At 41.2% G+C, this 14,857-nt stretch carries 11 protein-coding genes; 1 reads left to right on the top strand and 10 read right to left on the bottom strand.

Annotated elements, in window-relative coordinates:
- Position 1: 1 nt before the first annotated feature.
- On the top strand, positions 2 to 1,459 hold the full coding sequence (gene dnaB, locus LBYS_RS10445; RefSeq protein ID WP_229310407.1) for a replicative DNA helicase: 1,458 nt from the start codon (positions 2 to 4) through the stop codon (positions 1,457 to 1,459).
- On the opposite strand, the gene cls is transcribed toward dnaB, so the two are convergent.
- The 10 genes from cls to LBYS_RS10395 form a co-directional block, all read right to left on the bottom strand.
- Complete coding sequence (gene cls / locus LBYS_RS10440; RefSeq protein WP_013408845.1) at positions 1,452 to 2,912, bottom strand: cardiolipin synthase; 1,461 nt, start codon at positions 2,910 to 2,912, stop codon at positions 1,452 to 1,454. The two genes, dnaB and cls, sit on opposite strands and share 8 nt — an antisense overlap.
- 48 nt (positions 2,913 to 2,960) lie before the next feature.
- Positions 2,961 to 5,495 carry a zinc-dependent metalloprotease gene (locus LBYS_RS10435; RefSeq protein ID WP_013408844.1) on the bottom strand — a complete coding sequence of 845 codons (2,535 nt, stop codon included), beginning with the start codon at positions 5,493 to 5,495 and terminating at the stop codon, positions 2,961 to 2,963.
- 51 nt (positions 5,496 to 5,546) lie between these two features.
- A complete protein-coding gene (locus LBYS_RS10430) occupies positions 5,547 to 7,709 on the bottom strand; it encodes a hypothetical protein (RefSeq protein WP_013408843.1) in 2,163 nt (720 codons plus the stop codon).
- A 5-nt stretch (positions 7,710 to 7,714) separates the two neighbouring features.
- The gene (locus LBYS_RS10425) at positions 7,715 to 8,863 is read right to left on the bottom strand and encodes a DUF4249 domain-containing protein (RefSeq protein WP_013408842.1); all 1,149 of its coding nucleotides are present in this window, start codon (positions 8,861 to 8,863) and stop codon (positions 7,715 to 7,717) included.
- Positions 8,860 to 9,189: a hypothetical protein gene (locus LBYS_RS10420; protein ID WP_013408841.1), complete on the bottom strand. Its 330-nt coding sequence runs from the start codon at positions 9,187 to 9,189 to the stop codon at positions 8,860 to 8,862. The genes LBYS_RS10425 and LBYS_RS10420 overlap by 4 nt, the downstream gene beginning before the upstream one ends.
- A 5-nt stretch (positions 9,190 to 9,194) precedes the next feature.
- On the bottom strand, positions 9,195 to 10,322 hold the full coding sequence (locus LBYS_RS10415) for a DUF4249 domain-containing protein (protein ID WP_229310406.1): 1,128 nt from the start codon (positions 10,320 to 10,322) through the stop codon (positions 9,195 to 9,197).
- A gap of 23 nt (positions 10,323 to 10,345) precedes the next feature.
- Positions 10,346 to 13,048 (bottom strand): TonB-dependent receptor, encoded by a 2,703-nt coding sequence (locus LBYS_RS10410; RefSeq protein WP_013408839.1) that lies wholly within the window; start codon positions 13,046 to 13,048, stop codon positions 10,346 to 10,348.
- A gap of 12 nt (positions 13,049 to 13,060) precedes the next feature.
- Positions 13,061 to 13,699, bottom strand: coding sequence for a hypothetical protein (locus LBYS_RS10405; RefSeq protein ID WP_013408838.1), 639 nt, complete (start codon positions 13,697 to 13,699; stop codon positions 13,061 to 13,063).
- A gap of 108 nt (positions 13,700 to 13,807) precedes the next feature.
- A complete protein-coding gene (locus LBYS_RS10400; RefSeq protein WP_013408837.1) occupies positions 13,808 to 14,206 on the bottom strand; it encodes a DUF4625 domain-containing protein in 399 nt (132 codons plus the stop codon).
- A 39-nt stretch (positions 14,207 to 14,245) separates the two neighbouring features.
- Positions 14,246 to 14,698: a DUF4625 domain-containing protein gene (locus LBYS_RS10395; protein ID WP_013408836.1), complete on the bottom strand. Its 453-nt coding sequence runs from the start codon at positions 14,696 to 14,698 to the stop codon at positions 14,246 to 14,248.
- Positions 14,699 to 14,857 lie beyond the last annotated feature (159 nt).

Raw genomic sequence — 14,857 nt, 5'->3', positions numbered from 1 at the left:
TATGAAAAGAAGATTACCGGAGAAGAAAAGGAGAAATGCTGACCAAGTATTGGAATTTCAGCAGTCCTCCCATATTGTGGAGTTGGAAGCCGCTGTTTTAGGTGGGGTAATCAGGGAAAAGGATGCCCTGACCATGGTAATTGACATCCTAAAGCCGGATAGTTTCATTTCAGATAAACATGAAGCTATTTACCAAGCCATTCTATTGCTTTTTGGTAAGTCAGAACCGGTGGATTTGTTGACCGTTACTAACCAATTAAGGTTAACAGGAGAATTAGAATTCATAGGCGGGCCGGCCTATTTGGCCAAGATAACGGCTAGAAGAATATCTACCCAGATAGAGCGTGATGCACGTATTATTCTGCAATATGCTATCCAAAGGAACATCATGCGGGTCATGGACGATGTGCTGATCAAGGCACAGGAAGATACCACAGATGTCTTTAATCTTTTAGATGCTACGGAGCAAAGTTTAAGAGAGATTCAGGAAGGTAACCTGAATAAGAATATTCCTGATTTACAATTAGTAGTTCAAAAGACTATACAAGAACTAAAGAACAAGGAAGAACAAGAGGCCGGAATAGCCAGTGTTCCATCCGGTTTCCCGAGCTTGGATAGAATTACCGGGGGATGGCATAATACGGAATTAATCATCATAGCTGCCAGACCGGGTATGGGTAAAACCGCGTTCGTAGTATCTGCCTTAAGAAATGCGGCTATAGATTATAAGATGCCTGTAGCTTTATTCTCTTTGGAGATGTCTTCCCAACAGGTAATGTACCGTCTGATCTCCGCGGAGGCAGAGGTAGATTCCCAGAAGTTGAGAAAGGGAGACTTAGAAACGGAAGACTGGAAAGCCATACACTCCCGTTTGAATGATCTAGATAACTCGCCTATCTACATAGATGATACTCCCGCTCTTTCCGTATTGGAGCTGAGAACCAAAGCCAGACGACTAAAAGCCTTCCATAACATAAAACTCCTGATTGTGGATTACCTTCAGCTTATGACGGCTGGTAACGGTAAAACAGGTATGAACAGAGAGCAGGAGATTGCGAGTATATCACGTTCCTTAAAGACCATAGCTAAGGAATTGAATATACCTGTTATAGCCTTGTCGCAGTTGAGTAGGTCAGTGGAGTCCCGACCGGATAAACGTCCTATGCTATCTGACCTTAGGGAATCCGGCTCCATCGAGCAGGATGCTGACGTGGTGATGTTCCTGTATCGTCCGGAATACTATGGACTGGAAGAAACAGAGACAGGAGAAAGTACTCAAGGTTTAGCAGAGGTGATTATCGCAAAGAACCGAAGTGGTTCTGTAGATAACGTAAAACTACGATTCATAGGTAAATACACTCGTTTCTCTGAGTTTGACGGATTCCATCTAAGTCCGGAAGAGTACGAAGAGAGAAGTGGGGTCAGAACCTTAGGTAGTAAGGCGAATGACATTACATAAAGGGTGAGGTTAGTCGGATAACCTGCTCCGCCATTCTACGCCAAAGGGGTCTATTCTCCCATTGTTCAGGGTCAATAATTTCTGCATCTTTAAGATCTTCAAAGAAGGTTTCTGCCATTTGATTTGCTATTTCTGCATCATAGATCAATGCACTAACTTCAAAGTTGAGATCGAAACTCCTCAGGTCTAGGTTAGCGGTTCCTACAGAGGCTAATTGTCTATCCGTGACGAAGGTTTTTGCATGTACAAATCCTTTCTTATATCTATAGATTTTTACTCCTGCACGTAACAGTTCTTCGAAGTAAGACTCAGCTCCTGTACTTACCCAACGGGAATCTCCTTCCGCAGGAATCAAGAGATGTACCTGTACACCAGAAAGGGCTGCGATAATGAGTGATTCCTGGAGGGTATCATCCGGAATATAGTAGGGGGTAGTCAGAAGAATTTCATATCTGGCCAGATTAATGGCTTGGATGACGGCAAAAAGGATATTTGGCAGATCAGAATCCGGTCCGCTGGAAATGACTTGAATATGTGCCTTACCATTGGAAATCTGGAGAGGGAAGTAAGGCCTGCTCACCACTAGATTCTCTTGGCTACAGAAGTTCCAATCTGATATGAAGGTTTCCTGAAGGGCTAGGGTGGCTGGACCTTTGATCATCATATGTGTATCCCTCCAGTAGGAATCATTCTTTGTATTATCGTATTTGTCGGAAACATTGATACCTCCCGTAAAGGATACAGTGCCGTCAATGATGACTATTTTTCTATGGTTTCTGTAGTTGATTTTGTTAGCCAAAGCTAGGAGCTTGATCTTATTAAAGGGATAAGCCAGAACGCCTGCGCACTTAAGTTCTTTGATTAGCTTCTTTCGGATGGATCTACTTCCAAAATCATCGTATATAAATCGGACTTCTACTCCTTCACGAGCTTTTTCTATGAGAATATCTTTGAGGAGATTTCCTGTGATATCGTCTTCATAGATGTAATATTCTATGTGTATGTGGTGTTTTGCTTTTTTGATTTCTTCAAACAAAAGGGGGAATAGCTCTTCTCCGTTCTGCAAGATTTCGACCTTATTCCTAGGGAAAACTAGGGCTTTGGCGGTTTTTTTGTTGGCCATTAGTTGGGCTAATTCCCTATTTTGAACAAGCTCTTCCTGCTTTTGGCTCTGTAAATATTCTAATAGTTTTAGTTCTCCTTCCTCTAGTTCCTTGCGTAGTTCTTCGTCTAATTGCAGTTTGGAGGTATAGATTTTTCTTTTCCTATAGTTTATACCAAAGGTAAAGTAGAAGAGAATGCCCAAGACGGGAAGAAAGACGATTAGGAGAAGGTATCCCAGGGTTTTAGTGGTGGACCTGGTGTCCCAAATGACGAGTATACCGGTGAGGAGCACCAGAAATACATATGCTACTTCTGCTAGTAGAACCCATTTGATTTGTTCGTACCACATAAGAAATAGAAAAGCCGCCTTAGCAGTGTGCTAAGACGGCTTAAGGAATTATTTGTTAGGCTCTAAAGCCTGATTAATTCTTGCTACTAAATCCTGAACGTGATATTTGCTTACTTTATCAGAGATTCTTCCGGCTGCACCGTTCAAATCAGATTTCAAGATGGTCAAATTACCACGAATGATAGAGTTCAAGTCGGTCTGGCTTAAGTCAGGTCTTCCTGGAGCAGGAGCTGCTTTAAGTTGCTTGATCAAGTTTTCAACAAAAGCCTTCTGTAGGTTTCTACGGAAGATATCAATGCTGTTACCTGATTTTAGTTCGCTAAAGATGCCTGTTCTTAAACCGGTGTAAAGGTCATCAAGGGAGAAGTATTTAGAACCTTGAGAAGAAGCTTCCATTAATCTGGCAGCTCTATCTGTAGCTAGTAAGCTGTTCAAAGTTCCTACTTGAATGGTTTTCAATGTTTCTACGCCATTACCCGGAGTGATTTTCGCCAGGATATTTTGATCGATGATCCATTTTGGAGTAGTGAATAACTGAGCATTCAAGAAGTTCAAGGCTTCTACCTGAAGTTCTTTAGGTACGATTTCGTAACGATTACTTTCAGAATCGTAAGTAACAGGAGTATCGTAGATACCACCCACGTACTTGGTCACATGACCCATGTATCTTCTGAACTGATCTGTAACGTTACCGTAAAGTACACTTAGCTCAGCGTAAGATTCACCATCTTCTCTAGACCATTTTTCTAATTCAGGAAGGATACGTTTTAGGTTTTTGATACCGTATTCAGAAGCTTTCATGGCATTATCACCAAGGTCTTCTGTTTGGTAACGTGGGTCAAAAGGACTGGTTTCTGTACCGAAACGAAGTCTAGGATTCTTAACGGCTTCAGAAGTCATTTTATGAAGGATGGCCTTTTCTTCTTCTGCAGATTTTGCATCAGGGAAGTAGCTATATCCCCATTTGATAGCCCATTTGTCGTAATCTCCAATCTTAGGGAACAGGTGTTTCACGCCATCTTCAGGTTGTGCTACGTAGTTGAAACGAGCATAGTCCATGATAGAAGAAGTGTGACCGTATTTTGCCTGGAATTCTGGGTCACGAAGTTTTTCAACTGGAGTAGCATTACTTGCTCCCATGTTATGACGAAGACCAAGGGTGTGACCTACTTCGTGAGATGATACGAAACGGATTAACTCACCCATTAATTCATCACTAAATCTTTTCGAACGAGCATTCGGATCAACGGCAGCCGTCTGAATCATGTACCAGTTTCTCAAAAGGCTCATTACGTTGTGGTACCAACCGATGTGACTCTCTAGGATTTGTCCACTACGAGGGTCATGAACGTTTGGACCGTAAGCATTTTGAATGTCAGCAGCAAAGTAACGAATAACTGCAAAACGAGCATCTTCTAAGCTCATAGTAGAGTCATTTTCAGGCCAGTATTCACCTCTGATGGCGTTTTTCCAACCAGCAGCTTCGAATGCAGCGTTCCAATCATCCACACCAGCTTTTAGATATTTTCTCCATTTTTCAGGAGTAGCAGGGTCGATATAGTAAATGATAGGGTTTTTCGGCTCTATCAATTCTCCTCTCTTCATTTTTTCAGCATCTGCAGCATTTTTTGGTTCTAGTTTCCATCTTACTGCAAATATTTCTCTGTCTGATTTATGAGAATCCTCTCCGAATACGCTGTATTGGTTAGCAAAGTAACCTACTCTTGCATCGAAGAAACGTTTTCTCATAGGAACCTTAGGCAATAGCAATAGGGAAGTATTGAACTCCATAGTTACTACCCCGGCATTATTACCTGCAGGGAAGTTAGTTCCGATCTGCGGCATTGGAGTAGTAGAAATTCTAGGAGGGGTAACAGAGAAGGTCTTCACTGTACGAACTTCCGTATTAATAGGATAGGTGTTGATGCTTTGGATAAACGACTTATCTTTCTGGAAGGCCACTAGGTTAAGCAATTGCTTACGTAAAGGGTTCAACGAGAAGATTTGTTGGTCACCATCAAACAAGCTGGTCACATCTACCACATAGTTCGGAGCTTTGCCGCTTTTGTTGATGGTTAAGATGTCAAAGTTTCCTATGATAGGATCAACACTTGAATTGGCTACCGCTCTTGCAATAGGCTTAGTGCTGTCCGGAGACATCATCACGTAAGTTAAAGAACGTAGAAGTAGGTTGTTATTCTGACCTTTTTCCCAACGAATTACCTGACGGTTTACTTCTTCACCACCGAATACTCCTCCACCAGCAGGTACTTTTGAGTAACGGGTAACGGCAATAATTTCTCTACCAATTAGAGAGTCAGGGATTTCGAAATAGTACTTGTCTCCTACCAGGTGAACGGTATGTAGACCAACTTTAGTTTTGGCAGTACTATCAATAACATCTTTATAAGGTTTTGGGCCTTTTTTAGGTGCTTGAGGTGCTGCAGGACGAGGGGCAGGTTCGGGTTTTTTAACTTCCTGTGTTACAGGTTGTTCTTGCTTTTTCTTTTTCTTTTGTGCCTGTACATCAAGGGTGCAGGTTAATGAACATGTAAGGGCAAGTAACAGGATTTTTCTCACCATAATGAAGTTTTAGTTTTATAAAGTTTGCTAAAGTACAAAAAGTTAGTGGGACTATTCGACAGTAAATCTGATTTTCTGCGCACCGGATTTTCCCTCTTTATCCACACCTTGAACATCCACTATAAAATCACCTTTTAAGTCAGAGGTTTTTATAGAAATCTGCTGGGTTTTCCCAGCCTGCAATTCTACTTGTGGAACCCAAAGTAATACGTCTCTTTGATCTGGTGTCCCTTCCTTTTGGTCAGGAACATAAAACTCCCTTTCAGGCTGTAAACCTTCATATGAAAATACGGTGAATGACGGATCTAGTTGGAAGCCGTCAAGATTTCCTTTGTAAGTATGAAAACTGACCACTCCGTCATAGATTTGATTGCCAAAGAAATATTTAGATGCCACTACTTCTATTTTCTTGACCTTAAGAGGATCATAATTCATGATCTCGTTTGCATTTTTTAATGGAATTCCGTCTAAAAGGATCAAAGGATCCCCACTGAGATAATTTCCTCTAGGGGCATCAAAGGCGCGTAGATGAAAATCTTCTCTGTTTTTACGCACATTGACTTCTTTGATAAATTCCCTAAGTACCTCCTCCATGACCACAAATCGGGTATAATCATCAAGGAGATAACGATAATCCGGTTTTCCATAGATGGAAAGACTATCTAGAGAAGTTGGAAGTAGAAATTGTGAACGTTCTTTCGCGTAGAATACATTCTGAACCTGTGCAGAAATGGCTTGTTCTGAATAGGCTTTTACAGGGATTTTTCCTCCATAAGGTAGCTCAAAATCAGCCTCTTCTTTGACCGGTTCATATTTAAGTAAATCTGCGTTAGCCGCCGCACCTGATGCGAGTCTCGTGGCTACATTGCGAGTTCCGTAAAGATTTTTCACCCAGAAATGGGCTATTCCATCAGCATTTGTCCTGGCACTATAGATCATGGGAGACAGGTCAGGTACACTGAAGTATGCCTCTTGATGTGAGATAGGAGCCCCAGTACTCTTATCGGAGAATCGAATTCTCACTAGGTGATACCTACCTTCGGTGGATCCTTCTGTAGTATTTAATTTTCTCCAGCCTTGGGTCATTAGTAGATGCTCAATTTCCTCTTCGCTAGCCTTGCTCAGGTAATATTCTGAATGGGGTACAATTCCTTTGAGATGTTTGCTAAAATATAGGTATGAATGTATGTTTTCCTCGTTTTCTTTCAGCAGGGAATCTACTTTTCGTACCGATATGGAAACTTGAGCTAATTGTTCAACATTGGAACTTCCAAGTTCAAAAGATAGATCTTCGCGCGTTTTTGCTACCGTTTTATTTAGATTTCCTTTCAGCTCAAGCTGCTTGCCAGGTTTTCTGAAGAGTACCCTTTCTGCTCTAGGAAGCCCTTCAGCGTCCCATAGGCTTAGAAGTGAAGTTCCATCCGGTAAATCTGACTTTTCTATTTGCGTTCTGGCGGAGCCTTCTCCATTTAGGGTAAGGTTAATGTGTTTCCCTGTACCATAAGTTAGTTTTACAGATTTTCCTGCAAAATCTTTGCTAGCTTTAACCTGAACAGTGTATGCCGTTTGACCGGAAACCGCTTCCAGAACATATCCGCTTTTCAATGGTTGGGGTAGAGTTAGATCTACTCTTTTCCCTCCCGGGAAAATAGCATAAAGAGAGGTCCCATTTTCGGGATTCCAGTGGAAAGGAGAAGAGAGTTTTTGTTCTCCTTGATAAAGTTCTGCGTCAACTTTTTGGCCGGTACCGTCTTTGACAATGTAAGCTATTCTTGAAGAAATCCCTTCTATTAAATTGCCACTTTCAGGATAAAATTGTACTGAAGGTGTACGTTCCTGCATGACTTGTCCCACTACAGCAAAAGGGTTCAAGATGACCAAAGATTTCTTAAATGGAGCTCCTGTTTGACCTAAAGTGGAGGCTGTGAAAGTGTATTTCCCTGCTTGAAGTCGCTGCGGAATGAATACAGATCCTGAATTTTTATTTTCTAAAGCCAGTTTTGTGTCCAGAACAGAATTTCCGTTCTGGTCTAATATATGGATGTAGGCTATTCCTTTTTCCTGAACAGGAACATGGGTGTCAGCGTTTAAAGCATAGACCTTAAACCAAAGAATTTCACCCGGCAAATAGGTTTCCTTGTCGGTATGAACATATAAAGATTGGGCACAAAGCGTTTGAAGTCCCAGAAGTATAAATAATATAGTCTTCCTCATTTTATTTAATCATTTTCACTCCAGAAGATAGGAGTAGTGGTGGTTCCAAGGTTTGTACAAGTGGCACATACTTTTGTAGTGTAAGAATAATGGGTAGGTTCACCATTATTCTCAAAAAGGTATAGTTCGTCCATGGGTACCAACTGAGGGTTATAACCGAATAAGGTAGGTGCATCAGGGATGAGAATAATATCTGAGGTACAGCCTTTATAAAAAGGAGTTTCAAATGCCCATGGTGGATCAATGCCTACGGCGGAGAAGTGCACTCTTTTCTTTGCAGGTAAGCCGGCATCCACCCATCCTAGTACAGGCATATTGCCTTTAGATGTAAAATTACCTTGTAATTCAGATGGCATACTTCCAAAAAGATCTCCTACGCTTTCAGAGTTCTTTTTTAGGGTGTTCCAAAATACGAAAGATGCTTTGGAGATACTGTACTGTTTTACCAATACCGAGTATCTAATTCCTAACTTATCAGACATATTTGGAACGAACTGAATAACTTGGTCAGTGATCTCATTTCTTTCCAGGTTTTCAGTAGTGGCTATAGCTATATCTGAAGCGAAATTCTGTGCATAGCAGTGAGAAATATTCTCCTCATCTGTGCGTCTGAACACTGATCCATTCTTGAAAATAAATCTACTAACGAAAAAAGAGTTGAACCTCCAGGTTTCTTCAATTTGCCATCTATAGAATCTGGACTTATCCTGATTCTCTTCTGAACTTACATGCACTTCCATACCTAAATCTGTACGTACAAGCTTTACATCTTTGATGTCACTACTGGTATAGGCTTCAATCCATTCAGATTCGAAAGAGCCTAGATTAGTTTGGACAGTCAATTTATACTTTGCTGTTGGCGACAGGGCACCATGAGGCAGCACATGTTCTCCTGTAGGAGATTGGGTACTGAATTCAAGTGCTAAACCCTGGTCAGATTCCAGAAGGAAATCAGCTTTAGTAATAGGTATAGCGCTAGTATCTGAAGTTAGAGGAACAGAATGACTTAAATGAACAATGGAGTTACCGCTAACGTCTATAAATGCATCGATTATGGCAATGGGACTATTATCTCTAACGTCTATGACCGGAGTATAAGGTTCCTCGCATGAAAAGAGGAAGATAGTGGTGATTAAAAATAATAACTTTTTCATAAAAAGTGTTTACAGTTATAGGTGAGTTTTGAGCGTGTGAACGGAGTAGGTTTTATAGAAAAAACGAAGTGTTGAGTACATGAATTGATCCATTCTTTGGTAAGTAATAAAGGCTCACCAAGGTCAAACTCTTGAGGGACAATTGCTTTTTGATGGTTAAATGTTTCCGAATTGACATCAACCAAAGCAGGTGTCCTATCTTGCGTTGATCTTTCTTTTAGAATAGGAAGGTTTGCAGTACCCCAACTTCCCACCTTCTTCGAGAGATTTGGCGAATTAAAAGGTAGAGGTATTGATCTGTCTATTTGAAATATGTTAAACTTCATTTTTCTTAAAAATTATCCTCCCAAAAATCTGGTCTAGTAGTGGTGCCAAGATTAGTGCATGTGGCACAAGTCTTAGTGGTGTAGGAATAATGGGATGGGACAGGGCTATTTGGTGCCAGGTATAATTCGTTCAAAGGAACTAAATGATGATTTAGCCTGAATAAATCAGGCGCATTCGCCACCTCAATATTATTAGTGGTGCACCCGGTATAAAAGGGTGTAAAATGACGCCACGGAGGGAAAAAACGCGTACCTGAGTAATATACCCTTTTTTTAGCGGGAAGTCCCGCATCTACCCATCCTAATACATTTTGGTTACCTTTAGAGCTAAAGTTCCCCTTTAATTCAGAAGGCATGCTTCCAAATAAGTCTCCTACACTTTCAGAGTTCTTTTTCAAGTTGTTCCAAAAAATGAATGAAGCTTTACTAATGCTATATTGCTTCACTAGTATAGAGTAGTCTAGGCCAAGCTTGTTAGACAGGTTAGGGATAAATTGTACTACTTGATCAGTGATTTCATTCCTTTCCCAGTTCTCTGTGGTAGCTATGGCAATATCTGAGGAGAAGTTTTGACCGAAGCAATTTGAAATATTTTCATTTTCGGTCCTTCTTCTGATGATGCCATTATCGTAGGTAAACCAACTAACAAACAAAGACGTAAACTTCCATGTTTCTTCTATTTGCCATCTATAGTATCTAGATGGGTCTGAGTTTTCTTCAGAATTTACATGGACCTCCATACCCAAATCTGTAGGGACTAGCCATATATCCTTAATCTCACTACTAGAATGGGCCTGTACCCATTCAGATTCAAAAGAGCCTAGGTTTGTTTCTACTGTCAAACGATATTTTGAAGTAGGTGATAAAGCTCCGTGCAGCAGTATATGTTCTCCTTTTGGAGATTGTGTGCTGAACTCCAATGCTACACCCTGGTCTGATTCTAGTTTGAATGCTGCTTTTGTGATAGGAATAGCGCTACTGTCTGAAGTCAAAGGTACAGACTGGCTTAAATGCACTATGGAATTCCCACTCACATCAATAAAGGCATCGATGATCACTATAGGACTATTGTCTTTGACTTCAATAACCGGAGTGAATGGTTCCTCGCAAGAAGTCAAGAATAGGATTGCCATTGGAAGCAGCCATTTTCTCATAACTAGAACCTGAAGTTATAGGTGATGAAAGGAATCTGGTGTCCAAAGATGGATAGCTTATAACCTTGTAGCTTTCCATTCTCTGATACATAATACACGGAGAACGGATTCTTTCTTCCCGTAACGTTATACACTCCAATGGTCCAGAAGCTGTGAGCCAACTTCTTAATCTTATGGTTACCTTCAATATTCATGGATAAGTCCATACGGAAGAAATCAGGAACCCTATACTTATTTCTTTCGGAGTAGTAGACCCTTTCAGATCCTCCAAATTCGTATTTAGCTATAGGCAGAGTGATAGGTCTACCTGTGCTGTAAGTAGTATTTAGAGAGAAACTGTACCTATGAGAGAATCTCCAGTTACCCACAAAGGTGAAGTTATGAGGCTTGTCAAAGTTCGCATTGTAATACTTCCCATTGTTGATTTTCTCTTCTCCCGTACTTCTCTGCTGTACTTTGGATAAGGTGTAGGAAACCCAACCGTTAAGTTTTCCCGTGGATTTCTTCACTAAGAATTCTATACCATAGGCCTTTGCTTCCGTCCCTAATACATCTGTCTCAATGTTTTCATTCATCAATAAGATGGCACCACTTTTATAATCCAAATAGTTATGGATACGTTTATAGTAAGCTTCCACAGAGGTCTCCAGTTTCCATTCCGGAACATTTTGGTAGTATCCCAGAGAGATCTGATCTCCATATTGTGGCTTGATATGTGCATCACTTAACTTCCAGGCATCAGTAGGAGTAGCTGCCGTGGTATTAGACAGCATATGAATGTATTGCTGCAAGGAGTTATAACCCAGTTTCACGGAAGACTGATTAGAGAATGCATATCTTAAGCCTAAGCGAATCTCAGGTCTTTGGTAGGTTTTAATCCACTTTCCTTTATTATACTCTATGGTTTCCGTGCGGGTCTCTTCAGATTTTGGAAGGCCATCTGTATAATAGTGTACGGCCTTTGGACCTAAATAACTATAAAAACTGTAACGAAGTCCGGCCTCTAAACTCAGTTTATCGTTAAAGGTGATGGCATCTGAAAAGAAAATGGCAGATTCCAATCCTTGTTCCTGATCCAGTTTGGTATATTTTACTAAGGATTCTGGGTTATTAGGATTCATAGTTCCCGGGGAAATGCCGTAGCGAATGGCGTGAAGACCATAAGAGAACTTATGTCTGCTTCCGTATAATTGGGTAAATTCTGCCTTTATAAAGGTCTGCTGTATGCCATAATCCATATGATAAGCTTTTGTAGGCACAGCAGTCTCATCTATAGAAAACCCATACCTATCGTGACCTAGGGTCAGGGTAGAATTAAGCTTAGAGTTATAGATTCTTTTCCATTTACCGTTAACGTTCGCGTTTTTATATCCATAAGTGATCCCGTTCTCAAAGGAGAATTTATCCTCACTTAAGTATCCATTCAGATAGAAGGCATCTTTTTCGTTTGCATAGTGGGAAAGGCCGGCATTTACATCATAGAATTTGGCACTACTATTTCTATAGGCATCATCCGGTATGAGTTTTAGTAGCCAGTCGGAATAGGTACTTCTTCCTCCTACCATAAATTGGGTTTTCTCATTGATAGGTCCATCAAAGGAAAGTCTTCCGGTTAATATGCCTATACCGCCCTGTCCTGAGAATTTCTTACGGTTTCCTTCTTTACTCACTACATCCAGTACAGAAGATAATCTGCCACCAAATCGAGCCGGAATACTGGATTTATAGAGTTCCACATTTTGTACGGCATCCGGGTTGAAGGCGGAGAACAGTCCGAAGAAGTGAGAAGCGTTAAAGATGGTTGCGTCACTGAATAAGACCAGGTTTTGGTCTGTAGCTCCTCCACGCACGTTAAATCCGTTAGCAGCTTCACCTACGGTTTGCACACCGGGAAGCGTAAGTATAACACTTATCACATCCGCTTCGCCGAAGACGGCCGGTGTTTGTCGGATAGTTTTGATATTCAACTTCTCCAGACCCATTTCTATTCTTTTCACCTGGTTACCTCTTTCTCCGGCTACCACTACTTCTTGTAGTGAATAGACCTTATCAGTCATTTCTACGTCGAGAGATCCGTTACTGTACATCAGGATTTGTCGCCTGGTGTCCTTAAGGCCTACGCTAGAGATGACTAGGGTAAAACGGTCTTCTGTGGTTTGGATGCTATACTTTCCGTATGCATCTGTTTCTACTGCAGTGCTAGTCCCCAAAATGCCTACCATGGCACCTTGAATGGGTTGACCGTTCGCCTTGGTCAAGACATGACCGGTTAGGGTTTTGGGACCGGCCTGTCCAAGTTCTTTCCGTCCAATCTCAAAGACCATATTTTCTATGGAAATATCGCTGGGAGTTTCCTCCACGAAATCTTTGATTTGCACGTTTGCTGCTGTAGCAGGAGTGCTAAAGTCAGTCAGTATGAAATCATTTTTGGTGATATATACCATCTTACGTGGATCGATGGCGAATCGAAATCCTTTAGGTGACAAGATGGTTCTTAAAGCCTCGGTAAATTCTACATTTTGTGCAGAATAGTTAACAGTTAAGGTGTCTGTTTCAGCTACTTTATAGTAAAAGCGATAGGAGGTCTGGTTCTCTAGTTGGTTTATTAAAGTTTTAAATGGTGCACCGGACAGCTCTAAATTAACCTTTTGGGCCACGGCCGGGAAGGTCAATAGAAGTGCCAGCGCCACAAGGCGAAGGTTCATAAATTCAGTCTTTTAAAGTGAAGTAGATTGTAAGTGATTTAACACCGCTGTGATCTTAGCGGGTATACTACTTTCTGCTCCTGCGGTTCGTAATAAACTTTTCAATTCTTTTTTATCTCCCAAGGTATAGAGTTGGTTAGTTTTCCGAATAGGAATTAAGCTTGAACTCTCCGGAGTTTGTACAAAATACTCCACGCTCTCTTCAAAATATCGCCTTTCATTTACCGTTTTCGGGTCTCGCATTACTTTGTGGTAACGCGCATAGCCTTTGTAATTAGGCGATTCAAACAATACCTTGTAAAAGCCGGCATCTCCGTACTTTTCAGAAACATACACCCACTTCTCATTTCCTATGAAGAAGTGACCCACACGTTCTCTTACCACTATGACCTGCGTTTGATGATCCGGTCTACGGGTAACCAACTGATCCAGGCGAATGTCATACCAAAGAGGTACATTGGTATACGTAACGTCATCGTAAACCAGGACATTTCCGTCAGAATGTTCTCCATCCTTATAAAATGGAGTACCTGTAGCAAGAGAATAGTTAATCACGTACTCTCTTCCGTCATAAAAAGCAGCAGGTGGAGGGTCTTGCGCATGGGCTTTAGTTAGTAATAGTAATCCAATACTCAAGTAAAGCCTTTTCATTCAGTTAATTGATTTAGTGCGGTAAATATAGGATTTTTAGGGGAAGTCTTTTGATTTAACGGTAAGATATTTTTATGGCCGGTATGATTTTCGTACCGGCCATAAGCTTTATTCTGTGATAGTTAAGTCAGATTCGGCTTCGGCTACCTTGCCTGCTTTATCTTTTACCTCTATATCCACATGATATAATCCGGGTGTGACATCTGCAGGAATATCTAGATGCAAATGGATCTCTCCGTTCTTTTTTCCTACAAGTTCAGGAACCTCTCTGCTCAAAGTCCAGCCTTCAGCTCCTGATTTAGGATGAATGGAGATGCGGACTATTTCTATGCCTGCTTCAGCCACCACCTGTGCTTCCAGGTGAAGGTCTTTTCCTCTTTGCACGGTTTTACTGTTCTTAGATCCTACCTCAAGATCCTGGATTTGAGGGCCTGGAATTACAGGATCATTATCTTTACATGCAGCGAAAACAACTAGAGTAAATAGAAATATGATGTATTTTTTCATTGTCAAATGGGGATTATGGCCATGTATTGGCCAAGGATATTACTTGAGTTTTATACTCATTCTCCTCTGGCTTTGCCACCCTGTCTTATCCGTTACATCCACTTTCAGGTGGTAATCTCCTGGATCTACATCATTTGGTATGTTCACAGGTACTGTTACCGTATAGGATTTATTCCCCGCCGGTATTTTATCTGAGTGTACCAAGAGGAAGGGTTTAATGGCCTGTTTAGGTTCATCTTCCTCACATTCTTCCGCACTGGTTCCGTGCGAATGTTGGTCAAAGTTATGATGTATATCTACAGTGAAAGATCCCAATTCATGGTTGTCTGAAAATTTCAGTACAAAGCTATGTGTATTGCCTCGCTCAAGTACTTCACAAGGCTGCGGGAAAGTTCCCTCTACTACTATGGTAGGGGCGGTATTGTCCAGGGTGGATTCGTCCGAACTGCATGCGCATAGGACTCCCACCAGTAAGAATGGGTATTTTTTCATTGTCCAAAAAATGTAGAATTAAAAATTAAATCGGGGTACTACACCATGGACGGAGGACCTCTGAGCTTACTGTGATCTACCGTGCGGTAGAGGATTGTGATTTGTGGTTCCGGGGAAATTTGTGTTGGAGGAACCAACTTAGCCCTCCATTTTGGAAGT

It is taken from the genome of Leadbetterella byssophila DSM 17132 (genome assembly GCF_000166395.1).
Classification (GTDB): domain Bacteria; phylum Bacteroidota; class Bacteroidia; order Cytophagales; family Spirosomataceae; genus Leadbetterella; species Leadbetterella byssophila.
This window is presented reverse-complemented; position numbering and strand designations above follow the sequence as displayed.